The following is a 16,918-nucleotide window of genomic DNA, read 5'->3' as shown; positions in this document are numbered from 1 at the left end:
CTGGAGGAGCGGTCCGCGATCAATCAGCGATCAGTCGTCGTCATAGTCCGCGACGCCGAGGGATTCGTAGGTGGGGCGGCTGGGGGTACTGCGGCGGGGGTTGACGTCCTGCATCAGATCCACTTCTTCGCCGGCGTCGGTATAGACGGCGATGTCTAGACCCAGCGACTGAAGCTCGCGCATCAGCACCTTGAACGACTCCGGCGTGCCAGGACGGGGAATCGGCTTGCCTTTAACGATGGCGTTGAGGGCCTCGTTGCGGCCCTGCATGTCATCGGACTTGACGGTGAGCAGTTCCTGGAGGGTGTAGGCGGCGCCATAGGCCTCAAGAGCCCAGACCTCCATCTCACCGAGACGCTGGCCGCCCTGCTGGGCCTTGCCGCCCAGGGGCTGCTGGGTAACCAGGGAGTAGGGGCCGGTGGAGCGGGCGTGGATCTTGTCGTCCACCAGGTGAACCAGCTTGAGGATGTGGGCGTACCCAACAGTCACGGGCTGGTCAAAAGGCTCACCGCTGCGGCCGTCGATCAACTGAATCTTGCCTGGGTTATCGGGGTTGTAGACCCATTCCTTGCCGGGCAATTTGGCAGCTTCCTCGAGGTAAGCCTGCACGGTCTGTTTCGACTTTTCAGCGCCGTGCATCTCGTCAAATGGCACCACCTTGACCCGGCAGTCGAGATGGGAAGACGCCCAACCCATCAGGCACTCGAACACCTGGCCCACATTCATGCGGCTCGGTACTCCTAGGGGGTTGAGCACGATATCGATGGGGGTGCCATCGGGCAGGTAGGGCATGTCCTGCTGGGGCAGGATCCGGCTGATGATGCCTTTGTTGCCGTGGCGGCCGGCCATCTTGTCGCCAACCTGAATCTTGCGGCGCTGGGCCACATAGACCCGCACAACCATGTTGGCGCCGGGCGGCAGTTCGTCGCCCTGCTCGCGGGTGTAAATGCGCACGTCAACAACCCGACCCCTTTCAGTGCCAGGCACTCGCAGGGAGTTGTCACGCACGTCGCGGGCCTTCTCGCCGAAGATTGCACGCAGCAGCTTCTCTTCGGGGGGTTGGTCGGATTCACCCTTGGGGGTCACCTTGCCTACCAGGATGTCGCCGCTCTCGACGTAGGCGCCGATGCGGATAATTCCCATCTCGTCGAGGTGGCCCAGGCTCTCCTCGGCCACATTAGGGATCTCCCGCGTGATCTCCTCAGGCCCAAGCTTGGTTTGACGGGCTTCGATCTCGTACTTCTCGATGTGAACCGAGGTGTATAGATCGTCATGCACGAGACGATCGCTCAGCAGGATCGCGTCCTCATAGTTGTAGCCCTCCCAGGGCATGTAGGCGATCAGCACGTTTTGCCCCAGGGCGATCTCGCCGCCCTCGCAGGCAGAACCATCGGCCAGCACTTGACCAGCAATCACCGGATCGCCCTGACGGACGATTGGACGCTGGTTGAGGCAGGTGTCCTGGTTGGAGCGTTGGTACTTCTGTAGGTGGTGCACATGGTCGGTGCCCTGCTCATCGCGAATCACGATGGCTGTGGCATCGACAAAGGTGACCGTGCCATTGACCCGGGTGATCGGCACCATGCCGGAGTCGCGGGCCACCTGGGTTTCCAGACCGGTACCCACCAAGGGACGCTCTGGCCGCAGCAGGGGCACGGCCTGGCGCTGCATGTTCGATCCCATTAGGGCCCGGTTGGCGTCGTCATGCTCCAGGAAGGGGATCAAGGAGGTAGCTACCGAGATCACCTGCACCGGCGAAAGCTGGACGTAATCGACCTGCTCAGGGGGCACCTTCTCAAAGTCCTGGCGATAGCGCACGGGCACCAGATCTGCGGTGATGTAGCCATCGGAATTGGTGGGCACGTCGCCAGGGGCTACGCGGCACTCATCCTCGAGATCAGCAGAAATGTAGATGGGATCACCGGTCTTATGGACGATGCCCTCTTCCACCCTCCAGAACGGCGTCTCGATGAAGCCGTACTCATTTACTCGGGCGTGGGTAGCCAGGGAGCCAATCAAGCCTGCATTTGGTCCTTCCGGTGTCTCGATCGGGCAGATGCGCCCGTAGTGGGAAGGGTGGATGTCGCGAACCGCAAAGCCGGCCCGTTCGCGGGTCAAACCGCCTGGGCCCAAGGCGCTGATCCGGCGCTTGTGGGTTAGCTCCGCCAGCGGGTTGGTCTGGTCCATGAACTGACTCAGCTGGCTGGAGCCAAAGAACTCCTTGATCGCCGCCACTAGGGGCTTGGGGTTCACCAGCTGGGCAGGGGTAAGCGATTCGGTTTCACCGACCGTCATGCGCTCTTTGATGATGCGCTCGAGGCGGTTGAGACCGACCCGCACCTGGTTTTGCAGCAGCTCTCCCACTGAGCGCACCCGGCGATTGCCGAGGTGGTCGATGTCATCGAGGCTGGCGCCGCCCACATCGAGCTCGAGATTGATCAAGTAGTCGATGGTGCTGAGCACGTCCTCAGGGGTGAGGGTGCGCACCGCATCGGGGATGGTGAGGCGCAGCTTTTTATTGATCTTGTAACGACCGACGCGACCTAGGTCGTAGCGCTTGGCATCGAAGAAGCGGCTGTGCAGCAGGGTCTGGCCACCGCTGACAGAGGGAGGCTCACCTGGACGCAGCTTTTTGTAGAGCTCAAGGAGAGCTTGATCTTCGGAAGAAATGCCCTCGTCGTTGGCCGACTCGATCGACTTCTGGTAATACTCGGGATGGCGAAGTTTATCGAGCACGTCGTTGTCAGACAGGCCGATAGCACGCATTAACACGTGGGCGTTGATCTTGCGAGTCTTGTCGACACGAACGTGCAGCAGGTCGTTTTTATCAGTTTCAAACTTCAACCAGGCACCCCGGTTGGGGATCAGGCTGGCATTGAAGGTTTTACGGCCGTTTTTATCCTGCTCGTCCTTGAAATAGACGCCAGGTGAACGCACAATCTGGTTGACGATCACCCGCTCGGCACCGTTGATGATGAAGGTGCCTCGCTCGGTCATCAAGGGCAGCTCGCCAATGAAAACCTCTTGCTCCTTGATCTCCCCTGTCTCCTTATTAACCAGGCGACAGGTGACATACATCTGGGATGCAAAGGTCGCGTCACGACGCTTTGCTTCTTCAACGTCGTGACGCGGGCGCTTCAGGCGGTACTCGCTACCGATGAAGTGCAGCTCAAGCTTGCCGGTGTAGTCAGTAATCGGCGAAAAGCTCTCGAGCTCTTCGATCAGGCCCTTCTCCAGGAACCATTTGAAGCTCGCGCGCTGCACCTCCACCAAATCGGGGAGGTAAGTGGCGGTCTTGGCGACCTGGATCGCGCTGCTCATGCGGTGAACCTGCAGGAACGGGTGGATAAGGACTGGGCAGTGGAACGCACCTGATGCCGATTGGCGCTGACTTGAATGCTCCGCAACCGCCCACACGAACAGCCGCTCCCCTCGTAGGGAACGGCTGCCCGCGGGGGCATGCTCAACGGGGTCGCTTCAAGAATGCAGACGTCGACAACAAGCAGCGCTTCCGCTTCCAGACCAATAAAACATCATACATTGTGAAGTGGCAGTCCGAACAGCCTCGCCGCGTTGGAACTGCTGGTATTAGCCACTTCTGTGAGGGTTTGCCCACGCAAATCGGCGACCCGGGCTGCCACCGCCGCCACAAAAGCCGGTTCGTTGCGCTTGCCGCGGCGGGGCACCGGCGCCAAGAAGGGGCAATCGGTTTCCACTAGGTAGCGATCGGCAGGCACCTGGCGGGCGCAGGCATGGGTGGCTTCCGCCTTGGGAAAAGTCACCGTGCCGCTAAAGCTGATGAAGAAACCGAGCTCTAAGAAACCAGCCATCTCTCCAGGATCTCCGCCCCAGCAATGCATCACCCCGCGAGGGCAGCCTCCTAGGGAGGCCCGTTGCCTCAGCAAGGTCAACATCGGCTCTGCCGCGTCGCGGCAGTGGACGATCACAGGCAGGTCCAGCTCTACTGCCAAATCAAGCTGGGGCTCGAGCATGGCCAGCTGGGCAGCCAGATTCTGCTCACGGAACAGATCGAGGCCGAGTTCTCCGATCGCCACAACCCGGTTATCAGCCTGGGCGGCTTGACGCAAAATCTCTGGCGTTTCGGGCTGCCAATGCTCGGTATCGAGCGGATGGACCCCTACGGAATAGCGCAACTCCTCAAAACGATCTGCCAAGGCGCGAATCGCTGGAATTTCTCCAGGCTCAACGCAGGCATGCACCAGGGAACGAACTCCAGCATCGCGCCAGCGCTGGGCCACTTCCTCCAGATCGTCGTCGAAATTGCGAAAAACGATGTGGCAGTGGCTGTCAACCAAAACGGGCAAACCCGATTCGGTCGATGCTGGCGAGGCAATCACGGACGGGACCTGGTTCAGGCTTGGGCGGCTGCGGCCGGCGCGGTCACCTGCTTCACAGCAGCACTGATGCGCGACTTCTGGTGGGCTCCAGTGTTGCGGTGAAGCACACCCACCTTCACAGCCTTATCAATCTTGCTGAAAGCAGCGTTCATGGTGGTTTGAACAGCTGTCTTGGCGTCTTCACCAGGGGTCTGGGAGTAGGCGCTGCAAGCGGTGAAGCAGCGCTTCATCAGGGTGCGCAGGGCCGACTTGTAGGTGCGGTTGCGAAGACGGTTGCGCTCGGCAACCTCAATGCGCTTCTTCGATGAGGTGTTATTGGCCACAGGCGGACGGACGCTGGATCAGAGAAGGTAGATCCTAACGCCAGGCCCTCCTAAGGACCCTCACCGCCTGCAAGAGCTGTGCCGGCCTAACTTGACAATCTCGTAACCCTGAGCCAATCCGTGGTCGCAACGCCTGTTGCCCTATCGATCAGCTGCCTGCGCGATGACGGTTCAAACGCCGCCGCTGATCGACTGGCAACCATCGCTGAACGCACCAGTGGCGGGCGCCTGCGCGAAGAGATGGTTCGGGTCGAGGAGATCCTCTCCAGGGTGCAAGCGGAAGGCGATGCCGCCCTGATGGAGCTCACCGAACGCTTTGATGGCGTGCGCCCCGATCCCCTGCGGATTCCGCCACAGCGGCTGGCTGACGCCTGGCAAGCCACACCGGAGTCCCTTAAGGACGCCCTGCGCCTGGCGCACCAGCGAATCCTCGCTTTCCACCAGCATCAACTGCCGACCGACCTGGCCGTCACCGGTCCCCATGGCGAACTGTTGGGCCGGCGCTGGCGGCCGGTGCAGCGGGCCGGCATTTACGTGCCTGGGGGACGGGCTTCGTACCCCAGCACCGTGCTGATGAATGCGGTGCCGGCACGGGTAGCCGGGGTGCAGCGGCTCGTGATGGTGACACCCCCAGGCCCCGGCGGCGAGCCCCATGAAACCGTGCTGGCGGCCGCCCACCTGGCCGGGGTCGAGGAGGTGTATCGGGTTGGGGGCGCCCAGGCGATCGGCGCCCTTGCCTTCGGTACCGCCACCATTCCCCGGGTCGACGTGATCAGCGGCCCTGGCAACCTCTACGTGACCCTGGCCAAAAAGGCGGTCTACGGCCGCGTGGCAATCGATTCCCTGGCAGGCCCCAGTGAGGTGCTGGTGATCGCCGACCACAGCGCCAGGGCAGACCAAGTAGCCGCCGACCTGCTGGCCCAGGCCGAGCACGACCCCCTGGCCGCCGCCATCCTGCTGACCACCAGCCCGGAGCTGGCCGCCGCCATGCCAGCAGCCCTGGAGGCCCAGCTTGAAAACCACCCCAGGGCTGAAATCACCCGCACCGCCCTCAACGACTGGGGGCTGATCGTGCTCTGCGACAGCCTTGGCCGCGCCGCCCAACTCAGCGACTGCTTCGCCCCCGAACATCTGGAGCTGCTGGTGGAAGACCCCGAAATCCTGGCCGAACAAATCCAGCACGCCGGCGCCATCTTTATGGGTCCATACACCCCCGAGGCCGTCGGCGACTACCTAGCGGGCCCCAACCACACCCTGCCCACCGCGGGCACGGCCCGCTTCGCCGGGGCCCTGAGCGTGGAGACCTTTATGCGCCACACCAGCCTGATCCGCTTTAACCGGGAGGCCCTGGAGGCCACCGGGTCCGCGGTGATCACCCTGGCCGAAAGCGAGGGGCTCCACAGTCACGCCGAGTCCGTCAAGCGCAGGCTGAACTGAGATGGGGGAGTTTGCCTCGCCATGGTGACGTTTCACTCCACCCGGCTGGAACGCACCACCACGGCCAACATCAGCTGCGACGACATCAGCGCCGACCTGCAAGCCTTCGTGGATGCCACCGGGATCCGCAATGGTCTGCTGGTGGCCGCCGGCCAGCACACCACCACCGCCCTGGTAGTGAACGAGGCCGAGGAACGGTTGCTGGGCGACATCGAGCGCCATTTCCTGGCCCTGACGCCCCCCAACCGGGCTTACGCCCACAACGACCTGCATCTGCGGCCGGGCATTCCCGCCGATGAACCGCGCAACGCCCATGCCCACCTGATCGCCCTGAAGCTGGGCAACCACCTCACCCTGCCGGTCGTGGACGGCCGCTTGGGCCTGGGCCGCTACCAGGCCGTGCTGCTGGTGGAATTGGATGGCCCCCGTCAGCGCCAGGTGCTGCTGCAGCTGTGCGGAGACGGGAGCGGGGTTGGGGGCTGAGCCTCAGCGCTTGACCAGATCACGCACCCGGGGTTCGCCGTCCACGATCTCGCCCACCAGCACCTGGTCGGTGATGTTCACGAATAGGCCGTTCTCCAACACGCCCGGCAAGTTGTTGATCGCCGCCTCTAATTCCGCCGGATCGCTGATGCCTGCGGCGAATTTCACATCCAACACGAGATTGCCCTGGTCGGTGACCACCGGACCCGCCTTCTTTACGGCCATGCGCAACTGGGCATCGCCACCCATCGCTGCTAGCTGGGCCTGCACCTGACGCCAGGCACCAGGCAGGACCTCTACGGGCAACAGAAAGCTGAGATTCAAGGTGTCGACGAGCTTGGTGGAATCCACCACCACCACAAAGCGCTCGGCCCGCACTGCTACCAATTTCTCCTGAACGTGGCAGGCACCACCGCCCTTGATCAATTGAAAAGCGGGATCCACCTCATCTGCGCCATCAATTGCAAGATCGATGCGCTCAATTGCATTAAGGCTCTTGAGCGGAATGCCGAGCTCAGCTGCCAGCACCTCGCCTTGGAAGGAGGTGGTGACACCCACCACATCGCTGAGTTCACCGCTTTTGAGCTTGGCGCCGAGGGCCTGGATCATTAGGGCTGCGGTAGAGCCAGAACCCAGACCGACCACCATGCCGCTCTGGATCTGCTCAGTGGCCGCAGCAGCCACTGCCTGCTTCATCCGGTCCTGCAGATCCGACATCAAATATTCCTGAATCGGCCGCGACCGTAGCAGTGCTCAACCGGAGTGGGGCAAGGCCGCCGGCTTGATCATCAGGCTGAGTTCGCGTTGACCCCGAACCACCGTGAGCGCCAGGGGCTCGCCAACGCTGCTGCGCTCAACACGCTCCAGCAGGCTGGCCGGATCAGGCACGGGCTGGTCTGCCACAGCCACCACCAGGTCACCACGGCGCAGGCCAGCCGTTTCCGCCGGACTAGCGGGCAGCACCCGTTGCACTAAGGCACCATCCCGCTCTGGCAGCTGCAGCAGAGCCTCGGGATCACGATTGTTGTCCCGAGCGCGGCGGGCAGTGAGCGGCACCAGCTGCAAGCCCAGATAGGGGTGGATCACCTGGCCGCCGCTGCTGAGCTGGCTGGCCACACCTCGGGCCAAGTTGATAGGGATCGCAAATCCCAACCCTGCGCCTGGTCCAGAGCGCACAAGGGTATTGATACCGATCACCTCGCCACTGGCGTTGATCAGCGGACCACCTGAATTGCCTGGATTGATGGCCGCATCGGTTTGGATCAGATCGAGCCGCTTGTCGGAGAAACCGAGGCTGTTGATGTTGCGGTGCAGGCTAGAAACGATGCCCAGGGTCACGGTGCGCTCAAGTCCATAGGGGCTGCCCATGGCAATGGCCCAATCGCCCACCTCCAGGGCCTCGGAGTCACCCAGGCGGGCGGAGCGCAAATCCCGCGGGCCGGAGATTTTGACCACGGCTAGATCGGTAACCGAATCGGCGCCCACCACCGCACCGTCCACATGGCGCCCATCGGCCAAGGTGACCTCGACGCTGTCGACCTGATCGACCACGTGGGCGTTAGTGAGCACCAGGCCCTTGGCTGCATCGATTACGACGCCAGACCCCTGCCCCCGCTCTCGCATGCTGCCGGAGGGATCGCCGAATAGATCGCGCAGCAAAGGATCGAGCAGGGCGGGATCAAAGGCTTGGCGAGCCACCTCGCGCTCGGTGTCGATCCGCACCACCGCTGGCGCCACTGCCCGAGCTGCCTCGGCCACAAAGCTGTGGGGAATGGCCTGTGCAATGGGATCGACCGCAGGGTCCAGAGCTAGGGCAGGAGCGCTGAAAGATCCAAGTCCCAGGACTAGGCCGAGGCCGACCGTCCAAACCAGCCTGACTAGGGACAAGCTCGCCCCCAACACCCAATTCATCGACATTCTTTGAAGCATGGCTATGAGGCTAGGGAGCCCATCAAGACGGCAGGGAATGGGGATAGGGGCAGGCAGGCTGTTGCAACGGCCTAAATTGAATCGAGATCGCACAGCGGCAATGGCAGAAATTCCCCCCGGCACGCGTCAGCGATGCAGCCTTTGCGAGGTGGAAATCCAGGGCATGGTTGGCGGCAACGACTTAGTCCACTTCAGCCAGGGAGGCCCCGGCACCCGGGCAAAGCTCTGGGCACGGGTATGCCAATACCTGCGCACCGGCGAGCAGCAGGCCCAGTGCCTAAATCAGGACGCCAGCCAAAGGGGCACCGTCCAACAAAGCGACTACTTCGCCGAAGCCCCGATCATCGAAATACCGCCGGCGGCGGCACCTGGCCCCTGAGCCGTCCATCCCCTAGGGTGAATGCTTGCCCGGCGGGCATACCCCCTAGTCACGGTTTGGCGCCTCGCTGAGCATTCAGCGCTTCGCTAAGGGTTCAGTTTTTTACTGAACAGCTGTGGTTTGCAGGGCAGTTTTAGTACTGCACAAGCCGGCGGGCCGCCTGCCCCCAGCTTCCCCGCCCCATTGCCCCACCCTCTCCTGCCCGACCTGGAGCGCCTAGCCCAAGCGGCTGTGGTTGCTACTGGCTTTGAGCTCAAAGGAGTGCATGTCTTCACCCATCGCATCCCCATGACGGTGCAGGTGCTGGTGCAGCGAGCTGATGGCAGTGACATAAACCTCGATGAGTGCGCTTCCCTTAGTGCACCGCTGGCCGAGGCGATCGAGGCAGCCGAGCTGCTTGGTGATGCTTATGTGCTGGAGGTCAGCAGCCCTGGCGTCAGCGACGACCTGCGCGACGATCGGGATTTCCGCTCATTTCGCGGATTTCCCGTTGTCGTGCTCTGCCGTGACAACCAAGGGCTCGACGTGCGGCGCGAAGGGCTCCTCCTAGAGCGCGATGCGACGGATGTTCACATCAACATCCGCGGCCGCACTCAGCGCATCCCCCGAGACTCCGTGATCAGCGTCTGCCTGGTCACCCCATCCGAGTCCGACTGATTTTTTCCTGACCATTTCTCACCCCTGATCCATGGCCCTGGTTCTGCTCCCCGGTCTGAATAACCTGATCGAGGACATCAGCGACGAGAAGAAACTTGCGCCCGCCGTGGTGGAGGCGGCCCTGCGGGAAGCCCTGCTCAAGGGCTACGAGCGCTACCGCCGCACCCTCTACCTCGGGATCAGCGAAGACCCCTTCGAAGAGGACTACTTCTCCAACTTCGATGTGGGCCTGGACCTGGAGGAGGAGGGCTACCGAGTTCTGGCCTCGAAGATAATTGTTGAGGAAGTTGAGAGCGAAGACCACCAGATCGCCCTTGCCGAAGTGCAGCAGGTTGCCGATGACGCCCAGATCGGCGACACGGTGGTGCTTGATGTCACCCCGGAGAAAGAAGAATTCGGCCGCATGGCCGCCGCCACCACCAAGCAGGTGTTGGCTCAGAAGCTGCGTGACCAGCAGCGCCGCATGATCCAGGAGGAGTTCGCCGACCTGGAAGACCCCGTGCTCACCGCTCGGGTGATCCGCTTCGAGCGCCAAAGCGTGATCATGGCCGTGAGTTCTGGCCTGGGTCGTCCCGAGGTCGAGGCCGAGCTGCCCCGCCGCGACCAGCTACCGAACGACAACTACAGGGCAAATGCCACCTTCAAAGTGTTCCTCAAGGAAGTGAGCGAGGTGGCGCGGCGCGGCCCCCAGCTATTCGTGAGTCGCTCCAACGCGGGCCTAGTGGTCTATTTGTTCGAAAATGAAGTTCCCGAGATCCAGGAGGGTTCAGTCCGAATCGTCGCAGTAGCCAGGGAAGCCAATCCCCCTTCCCGCTCAGTCGGCCCGCGCACAAAGGTGGCAGTCGACTCAGTGGAGCGCGAAGTTGATCCAGTGGGTGCCTGCATTGGAGCCCGCGGCTCCCGCATTCAGCAAGTGGTCAACGAGCTGCGTGGCGAGAAAATTGACGTGATTCGCTGGTCGCCCGACCCGGGCCAGTACATCGCCAACTCCCTCAGCCCGGCAAGGGTTGAGATGGTGCGCCTGGTCGACCCTGAAGGCCAGCACGCCCACGTGCTTGTTCCCTCCGATCAGCTCAGCCTCGCCATTGGCCGCGAAGGCCAGAACGTGCGTCTAGCCGCCCGACTTACCGGCTGGAAGCTCGACATCAAAAACGCCGGCGAATACGACCAGGCCTCGGAAGATGCGGTGGTAGCTGAGCTGATTGCCCAGCGGCAAGAGGAGGAGGCTCTTCAGGCCGAAGCCGAAGCCCGCCTCGAAATCGAACAGGCCGCCCGGGCCGAGGAGGATGCCCGTCTGCGGGAGCTATATCCGCTGCCAGAAGACGAAGCCGGTTACTACGAGGAAGAGGAGGTGGCCGAGGCCGAATATGAGCCCGCTCCAGAGGAGGCGCCCCAGGCAACCGAGGCAGAGGCCCGGTGAGTCGCCGTGCCGTGCTTCGGCGCTGCGTTGCCTGCCGCGCGCTGCTGGATCGCCAGCAGCTTTGGCGGGTAATTCGGCTGGCCGAAGGGGGACTCGGGTTGGATCAGGGCATGGGCCGCTCGGCCTATCTCTGCCCCAACCAGGCGTGTCTAGAAGAGGCGAAACGACGTAAGCGTCTGCAGCGGGCCCTGCGCTGCCAGGTTGCAGATGCAATTGTCGAAACGCTGGAAAAGCGCCTGACCCCAGGCGCCGATCTCGCCTCTGAGGCAAGATGAACATTGGCCGCAGCGCGCGTGCGGCCTGGTGTGCCCCTCGGCCCCGCATGGCGGCCCTTGGGCCCCGACCCATGGAGACCTGAATGACCAGCAGCGGCAAAGTCAGAATTTATGAGCTGTCCCGGGACTTAGGCCTGGAGAACAAGGACGTGCTCGACGCCGCCGAGAAGCTGGGGGTTGCGGCAAAGAGCCATAGCAGCTCTATCAGCGACGACGAAGCGACACGGATTCGCTCCTTGATCGAGGACGGCTCGAACGGCAGCAAGGCGGCGGCGCCGGCCTCTGCAGCTCCACCGAAAGCGATCCTCTCAGTCAAAAAGGCTGAGACCGTCCCTGTCGCATCGCCCGCCCCTCCCCAGCCAGCCACCAGCCCCCGGCCGGTCGCTCCGGCGGCAGCCAAGCCGGTCATGCCACCGGCCCGTCCTGCCGCAGCTCCTGCGGGTAAGCCAGCCCAGCCAAACAAGCCGCCCTTGGCAAGCAAGCCACCCCTGGCCTCCAAGCCACTAGTGGTTGCCAAGCCGCAAGTCGTCGCCAAACCTCAGCTGGTCTCTAAGCAGCCAGAGGCTGCAAAACAGCCTGAGCTTGTAAAAGCACCAGAAGCTGTCAAACAGCCGGCGGCTGCCAGCAAGCCCATTTTGGTGAGCAAGCCACCGGCACCTAGCAAGCCGCCGGCACCAGCCAGGCCCGCCGCTGCCTCACCCAGCAAGCCTGCCTCACCCAGCAAGCCCGCTGCGCCCAGCAAGCCTGTGGTGATTGCATCCAAACCAGCTCGCCCCGCAACCCCAGCCCCGTCCCGCCCGGCCCCTGCAGCCCCGGCACCAGCTGCGAGCCGCAAACCGGAATTGCCGATGCGGCCAGCGCCCGGCAAGCCCCAGCTGGTGGGTAGGCCCATCAGCACCCCTGCGGGCACCACCAGCAGCCGCCCGGCTCCGCCTGCAGGCAGGGCGCCCCTGAGTCAGCGTCCCGCCAGCCCCCAACGCGCTGGCGTGCCAGCTCCAACCCGTCCCGGCCAGCCTGGAGCTGGGGGCCGTCCTGGCCCAACCCCATTGGAGCTTGTCGGCAAGCCGATTCGCCGCGATAGCGCAGCCCCTGGAGCACCTACTGGCCTGGGAGCTCCCGGTCGCCCGGCTGCACCTGGCCGTCCGGGTATGCCTGCCGGCATGCGCAAGCCAATGGCTCCTGGCGAGCTGATGCAGCTCCAGAAGCCCTCCGGGCGCCCCACAGCTCCGCCGCCGCGGCGCCCCGGCGACCGCAGTGAAGCCCCAGCAGGTGCACCCAGCAGCCCAGGCGGCACCCCGGAACTGGTGCGACCTAGCGCAACCCCGCCAGCAGCCCCCAGAAGGCCTGGATTCCGGGCGCCAACTCCCGCTGGTGCAGCCGGACGCCCCCGTCGCCCTGACTGGGACGACAGCGCCAAACTGGAGGCCCTGCGCAGCCGCACGCCGCAAAAGCAGCGCACCAAGGTTCACATCATCGGCGAAAACGATGATGCGCTCACGGCTGAAACCGGTGGCTACGCCGGTGAACAGGAGGCCTATGTGTTGCAGGCCAGCCTGGCCCGCCCGGCCAAGCCACGCACCGCACCCGCCCCTGCCGCCAAACCCATGGCGGCGATGCGCAAGCGCAAGAAGGAAACCACCCGCCAGAGGCAGCGCCGCCGGGCCATGGAACTGCGGGCAACCCGCGAGGCCAAGGCCGTTCGGCCCGAAATGCTGATCGTGCCGGAGGGCAACCTCACCGTGCAGGAGCTGGCCGAAAAGCTCGGCGTGGAAAGCTCCGAGATCATCAAGAGCCTCTTCTTCAAGGGCGTCATCGCCACGGTGACCCAGAGCCTTGATCTCTCCACAATCGAAGCGGTGGCCGAGGAATTCGGCGTACCGGTACTCGAAGACGACGTCGAGGCAGCGGCCGCCAAGACGGTCGAGATGATCGAGGAAAGCGATCGCGCCCACCTGATCCGTCGCCCACCCGTGGTGACCGTGATGGGCCACGTCGACCACGGCAAGACCAGCCTGCTGGACGCAATCCGCAAAACCAGGGTGGCAGCGGGCGAAGCCGGCGGCATCACCCAGCACATCGGCGCCTATCAAGTGGAGATCCCCCACGCAGGCGAACAACGCAAGATCACCTTCCTGGACACCCCTGGCCACGAGGCATTCACTGCCATGCGGGCCCGCGGCACCAAGGTCACAGACGTGGCTGTGCTGGTGGTGGCAGCCGATGATGGTGTTCGGCCCCAAACCCTGGAAGCCATAAGCCATGCCCGGGCCGCCAAGGTGCCGATCGTGGTGGCGATCAACAAGATCGACAAGGAAGGAGCCTCCCCCGACCGGGTCAAACAGGAGCTCTCCGGCCTCGAACTTGTGGCTGAAGACTGGGGTGGCGACACGGTGATGGTGCCTGTGAGCGCCCTCAGGGGTGAGAACGTCGACAAATTGCTGGAGATGATCCTGCTGGTCACCGAGGTGGAAGACCTTCAGGCCAACCCGGACCGCATGGCTCGGGGCACCGTGATCGAGGCTCACCTCGACAAGGCCAAGGGTCCTGTTGCCACCTTGCTGATTCAGAACGGCACCCTGAAAGCTGGTGACGTGCTGGCGGCCGGCCCGGTACTGGGCAAGGTGCGAGCCATGGTGGATGACACCGGCAAGAGGGTTAAGGAGGCAGGTCCTTCCTATGCCGTTGAAGCCCTCGGCTTCAGCGAAGTCCCAACCGCTGGCGACGAATTTGAGGTCTATCCCGACGAGAAGACCGCCCGCTCGGTGGTGGGCGACCGCGCCAACGAGGCACGGGCCACCCGTCTTGCCCAGCAAATGGCTTCACGCCGGGTTTCCCTAGCCTCGATGTCGGGCCAGGCCAGCGAGGGCGAGCTCAAGGAACTCAACTTGATCCTCAAAGCTGACGTGCAGGGCTCCGTGGAAGCAATTCTCGGCTCCCTGGAGCAGCTCCCTCAGGGCGAGGTGCAGGTGCGGGTTCTGCTCTCCGCACCGGGCGAGATCACCGAAACCGACGTCGATCTAGCCGCCGCCTCCGGCGCCGTGATCGTTGGCTTCAACACCTCCATGGCCCCTGGCGCCAAACGCGCCTCCGATGCCACCGGCGTCGACGTGCGCGACTACGACGTCATCTACAAGCTGCTGGAAGACATCCAGATGGCTATGGAAGGCCTGCTGGAGCCGGAGTTGGTGGAGGAGTCCCTCGGAGAAGCCGAGGTGCGCGCCGTATTCACCATTGGCCGCAGTGCCGTGGCTGGTTGCTATGTGACCAGCGGCAAGCTGCAACGCAACTGCAAAGTGCGGGTGTGGCGCGGCAAGGAGAAGGTGTTCGAGGGCGACCTCGACTCCCTGCGTCGCAACAAGGACGACGTCAAGGAAGTTGCCACCGGCTTCGAGTGCGGCATCGGCACCGACCGCTACACCGGCTGGCAGGAAGGGGATCGGGTGGAGGCGTTCAAACTGGCCACCCAGCGCCGAACCCTCACCATCTGACCTCCGTGAACCCCCGCAGCGAGCCCCTGCTCTGGCTCCAGCTGGTAGCCCTTGGGGCCTTGCCACTGGAGCTTTTGGGGTTGGTACTTGTGCTGGCGGGTGCTGATCCTGGCCCCCTGCCTGGGCTGGAGCGGTTACTGGCCTGGGCAATCGGCGCCCTAGGGCCAGCCATCCTGCTCTGGCAGCGCCCAGCCGACGTTTGCTCTTTGCTGGTAATCAAGGTACCAATCAAAGCCAGGAGCGGGGCCCAGCTCAGCTTGGCGGCACTGCAGAGCAGCCTGGTGCTCAAGCTTCTGATGGCAGCTGGCGCTGCAGCCCTGCTGCCCCTTTTTTGGTGGATAGACCAGCACGCCGCCCTAGCTACGCCGCTCTCCCCACTGGCCGCCAGCCCTCGCTTCGTGGGTCTGCTAGTGGCATGCCCCCTGTTAGGGGTAATCACCTGGCAGTGGCAACAACTGATCCAGGCAAGCGCCCTGCTAATCCGCAACCCAGCCACGATCCCTGAGCATCCACCCCTGAGCCTGCAGCAGCTCGTCAGCCAGCGAATGTCCCTAGGGCTGCCCCTGTTGCTGCTGAACCCGCTTCTGACAACCCAGCCGACTGCTAGACAGGCAGCACCAGCCAAACCGGTAATTGACGACTTGCCTGCTGCTCCAGCTGCAGAGGCTCTCGTCCAACCTGAAGCTTCTTCAATCGCCGGCACGGTTGCGATCCAACCAGAAGAGACTGCCGAACAAGCTGAGAGCACCGACCTGGATCAGCAGGTCAGTTGAGGCAACTTCAGCTCCGCTTGCCAATCGCATTGCCATCGTGGCTAACCCCACAGCACCAGAAGCGGCCAAGGCCACCCAGAGACCGCGCCGCAGACCACGCCAGGGGGTACGAGCTTCTTGGAGCAACCTCGCCTTAAGGGCGGGATCAATTGAATCTGGCTTGGATCCCATCACTTACCCGTCCAATCAAGGCCAACCCCTGAATGCTAATTTCATTGAGCTGCCGGTGTAGCTCAGGGGTAGAGCAACTGATTCGTAATCAGTAGGTCGTCGGTTCAAATCCGATCACCGGCTTAAGAAATAAAATTAATAGTGACAGCCTGAGCACAGCTCATTATCGTCAGCGGGTTTCGACCTGCACTTGTTCAACCGCCTGGGCCAACTGCAGCAAACGGTGCTCGGGCGAGCCCACCAGCTCAATTAACAACGGCGGGCTCTTTTTCGGCAAAATATCAAAACGACCATCTCGATAAATCTGCTTAAAAATAGCGTCTACCTCGTCGCGGTAGAAATGATCGACCGGACGAATACCGTCATCCTCCATGGCCACCGGCCAATCATCAGACTGAGGCACGAAGGCCAAGATATCAAGACGATCTAAAGATTCCCTTACCGCAGAGACCATTGACTGGACGAAGTCGTCATCAATATCAGTCGAACGCTGGTTTGCCGTGTACTGGGAATAGGCAATGTAATCAACTGGTGCCCTGTCAAAGATGACCTGTTGGGCAGGCGTGGAATAGCGATTAAGACGGCTAATGCTGTAGTAAAGCTGAATCCCGTTATGCAATCGCGTGGAGGCATCGCGAAAAAGAATCTCATAGGGACCCCGCAAGCTAAGAACTCGATATGGCTCCTCCTCGCGCATGTAGTCGCCATTAAGCGCAACCCAATCATTTACGACCGTGGACTTCCCGAGGGAATGGGATCCAGAAATAGCAATCCGCATGGCCGGCGCCAACTTGCGCCTTCAGCGTAGGGGCTGCTCTGATGTTTTTCCTATTTGCGGTTGATATTCATCCTGCCCACCAAGCCCACCACCCAGGCAATAAAAAAGCTCCCTCGTGAGAGGGAGCTTTTGGGATTTCGTTATGTCCCAGCCGTAGCTGGGCTATTGACTATCAACCGATTGCAGGTGCGGTCAGTGCCACGGGGGTGGCAGTAGCAGCAGCCAGGTCAAGCGGGAAGTTGTGAGCGTTGCGCTCGTGCATTACTTCCATACCCAGACCAGCGCGGTTCAGAACGTCTGCCCAGGTGTTCACCACACGACCTTGGCCGTCGAGGATCGACTGGTTGAAGTTGAAACCGTTCAGGTTGAAGGCCATCGTGCTCACGCCAAGGGCGGTGAACCAGATGCCAACCACGGGCCAGGCAGCCAGGAAGAAGTGGAGGCTAC

General features: G+C 62.7%; 15 protein-coding genes, 1 tRNA gene and 1 pseudogene. 9 read left to right on the top strand and 8 right to left on the bottom strand.

Features of this window, described 5'->3' with window-relative positions:
- Window positions 1–30 precede the first annotated feature (30 nt).
- The 3 genes from rpoB to rpsT form a co-directional block, all read right to left on the bottom strand.
- The gene (gene rpoB, locus KBY99_RS06935; RefSeq protein WP_254940945.1) at window positions 31–3,321 is read right to left on the bottom strand and encodes a DNA-directed RNA polymerase subunit beta; all 3,291 of its coding nucleotides are present in this window, start codon (window positions 3,319–3,321) and stop codon (window positions 31–33) included.
- Window positions 3,322–3,533: 212 nt separating this feature from the next.
- Window positions 3,534–4,325, bottom strand: coding sequence for a TatD family hydrolase (locus KBY99_RS06930; protein WP_254998208.1), 792 nt, complete (start codon window positions 4,323–4,325; stop codon window positions 3,534–3,536).
- 47 nt (window positions 4,326–4,372) lie between these two features.
- On the bottom strand, window positions 4,373–4,681 hold the full coding sequence (rpsT, locus tag KBY99_RS06925; protein WP_254998207.1) for a 30S ribosomal protein S20: 309 nt from the start codon (window positions 4,679–4,681) through the stop codon (window positions 4,373–4,375).
- 120 nt (window positions 4,682–4,801) lie between these two features.
- On the opposite strand from rpsT, the gene hisD reads away from it, so the two are divergent.
- On the top strand, window positions 4,802–6,118 hold the full coding sequence (gene hisD, locus KBY99_RS06920; RefSeq protein WP_409996543.1) for a histidinol dehydrogenase: 1,317 nt from the start codon (window positions 4,802–4,804) through the stop codon (window positions 6,116–6,118).
- 21 nt (window positions 6,119–6,139) lie between these two features.
- Entirely contained in the window at window positions 6,140–6,601 is a 462-nt protein-coding gene (locus tag KBY99_RS06915) for a secondary thiamine-phosphate synthase enzyme YjbQ (RefSeq protein WP_254998205.1), read from the top strand.
- A 3-nt stretch (window positions 6,602–6,604) separates the two neighbouring features.
- Here KBY99_RS06915 and rpiA read toward each other — a convergent pair whose 3' ends face one another.
- Window positions 6,605–7,318, bottom strand: a complete 714-nt coding sequence (gene rpiA, locus KBY99_RS06910) for a ribose-5-phosphate isomerase RpiA (protein ID WP_254940942.1) — start codon at window positions 7,316–7,318, stop codon at window positions 6,605–6,607.
- Window positions 7,319–7,354: 36 nt separating this feature from the next.
- Window positions 7,355–8,530: a trypsin-like peptidase domain-containing protein gene (locus tag KBY99_RS06905; RefSeq protein WP_409996542.1), complete on the bottom strand. Its 1,176-nt coding sequence runs from the start codon at window positions 8,528–8,530 to the stop codon at window positions 7,355–7,357.
- A 100-nt stretch (window positions 8,531–8,630) separates the two neighbouring features.
- On the opposite strand from KBY99_RS06905, the gene KBY99_RS06900 reads away from it, so the two are divergent.
- The 6 genes from KBY99_RS06900 to KBY99_RS06875 all read left to right on the top strand — a co-directional run bounded on the left by KBY99_RS06900 (window position 8,631) and on the right by KBY99_RS06875 (window position 15,522).
- Entirely contained in the window at window positions 8,631–8,909 is a 279-nt protein-coding gene (locus KBY99_RS06900) for a hypothetical protein (RefSeq protein WP_254998204.1), read from the top strand.
- Between the two features lie 183 nt (window positions 8,910–9,092).
- Entirely contained in the window at window positions 9,093–9,566 is a 474-nt protein-coding gene (gene rimP, locus KBY99_RS06895; protein WP_254998201.1) for a ribosome maturation factor RimP, read from the top strand.
- 31 nt (window positions 9,567–9,597) lie between these two features.
- Complete coding sequence (gene nusA / locus KBY99_RS06890) at window positions 9,598–10,986, top strand: transcription termination factor NusA (RefSeq protein WP_254998198.1); 1,389 nt, start codon at window positions 9,598–9,600, stop codon at window positions 10,984–10,986.
- The gene (locus tag KBY99_RS06885) at window positions 10,983–11,261 is read left to right on the top strand and encodes a YlxR family protein (protein ID WP_106502372.1); all 279 of its coding nucleotides are present in this window, start codon (window positions 10,983–10,985) and stop codon (window positions 11,259–11,261) included. Before nusA ends, KBY99_RS06885 begins: the two co-directional genes overlap by 4 nt.
- Before the next feature lie 83 nt (window positions 11,262–11,344).
- The gene (gene infB / locus KBY99_RS06880; protein WP_254998196.1) at window positions 11,345–14,749 is read left to right on the top strand and encodes a translation initiation factor IF-2; all 3,405 of its coding nucleotides are present in this window, start codon (window positions 11,345–11,347) and stop codon (window positions 14,747–14,749) included.
- Window positions 14,750–14,754: 5 nt separating this feature from the next.
- On the top strand, window positions 14,755–15,522 hold the full coding sequence (locus tag KBY99_RS06875; RefSeq protein WP_254998195.1) for a low-complexity tail membrane protein: 768 nt from the start codon (window positions 14,755–14,757) through the stop codon (window positions 15,520–15,522).
- Here the strand turns inward: KBY99_RS06875 and KBY99_RS06870 are convergent.
- The gene (locus KBY99_RS06870) at window positions 15,439–15,693 is read right to left on the bottom strand and encodes a DUF3493 domain-containing protein (RefSeq protein WP_254937322.1); all 255 of its coding nucleotides are present in this window, start codon (window positions 15,691–15,693) and stop codon (window positions 15,439–15,441) included. The genes KBY99_RS06875 and KBY99_RS06870 overlap by 84 nt on opposite strands.
- A 51-nt stretch (window positions 15,694–15,744) precedes the next feature.
- On the opposite strand from KBY99_RS06870, the gene KBY99_RS06865 reads away from it, so the two are divergent.
- Window positions 15,745–15,816 (top strand) — tRNA-Thr (locus KBY99_RS06865).
- 46 nt (window positions 15,817–15,862) lie between these two features.
- On the opposite strand, the gene KBY99_RS06860 is transcribed toward KBY99_RS06865, so the two are convergent.
- The gene (locus KBY99_RS06860; protein ID WP_254998194.1) at window positions 15,863–16,471 is read right to left on the bottom strand and encodes an AAA family ATPase; all 609 of its coding nucleotides are present in this window, start codon (window positions 16,469–16,471) and stop codon (window positions 15,863–15,865) included.
- Window positions 16,472–16,643: 172 nt separating this feature from the next.
- A pseudogene (locus tag KBY99_RS06855) lies at window positions 16,644–16,918 on the bottom strand (photosystem II q(b) protein); the annotation flags it as partial.

Source organism: Cyanobium sp. Maggiore-St4-Cus (assembly GCF_024345615.1).
GTDB classification, from domain to species: domain Bacteria; phylum Cyanobacteriota; class Cyanobacteriia; order PCC-6307; family Cyanobiaceae; genus Cyanobium_A; species Cyanobium_A usitatum.
The sequence above is the reverse complement of the archived record's forward strand: the minus strand, read 5'-3'. Positions and strand labels throughout refer to the sequence as shown.

Bases quoted from the DNA above. Each gene is read 5' to 3' on its own strand.
- rpoB (WP_254940945.1), bottom strand. From the start codon at position 3,321: ATGAGCAGCGCGATCCAGGTCGCCAAGACCGCCACTTACCTCCCCGAT.
- KBY99_RS06915 (WP_254998205.1), top strand. From the start codon at position 6,140: ATGGTGACGTTTCACTCCACCCGGCTGGAACGCACCACCACGGCCAAC.
- rpiA (WP_254940942.1), bottom strand. From the start codon at position 7,318: ATGTCGGATCTGCAGGACCGGATGAAGCAGGCAGTGGCTGCTGCGGCC.
- KBY99_RS06905 (WP_409996542.1), bottom strand. From the start codon at position 8,530: ATGCTTCAAAGAATGTCGATGAATTGGGTGTTGGGGGCGAGCTTGTCC.
- KBY99_RS06900 (WP_254998204.1), top strand. From the start codon at position 8,631: ATGGCAGAAATTCCCCCCGGCACGCGTCAGCGATGCAGCCTTTGCGAG.
- nusA (WP_254998198.1), top strand. From the start codon at position 9,598: ATGGCCCTGGTTCTGCTCCCCGGTCTGAATAACCTGATCGAGGACATC.
- infB (WP_254998196.1), top strand. From the start codon at position 11,345: ATGACCAGCAGCGGCAAAGTCAGAATTTATGAGCTGTCCCGGGACTTA.
- KBY99_RS06870 (WP_254937322.1), bottom strand. From the start codon at position 15,693: ATGGGATCCAAGCCAGATTCAATTGATCCCGCCCTTAAGGCGAGGTTG.
- KBY99_RS06860 (WP_254998194.1), bottom strand. From the start codon at position 16,471: ATGCGGATTGCTATTTCTGGATCCCATTCCCTCGGGAAGTCCACGGTC.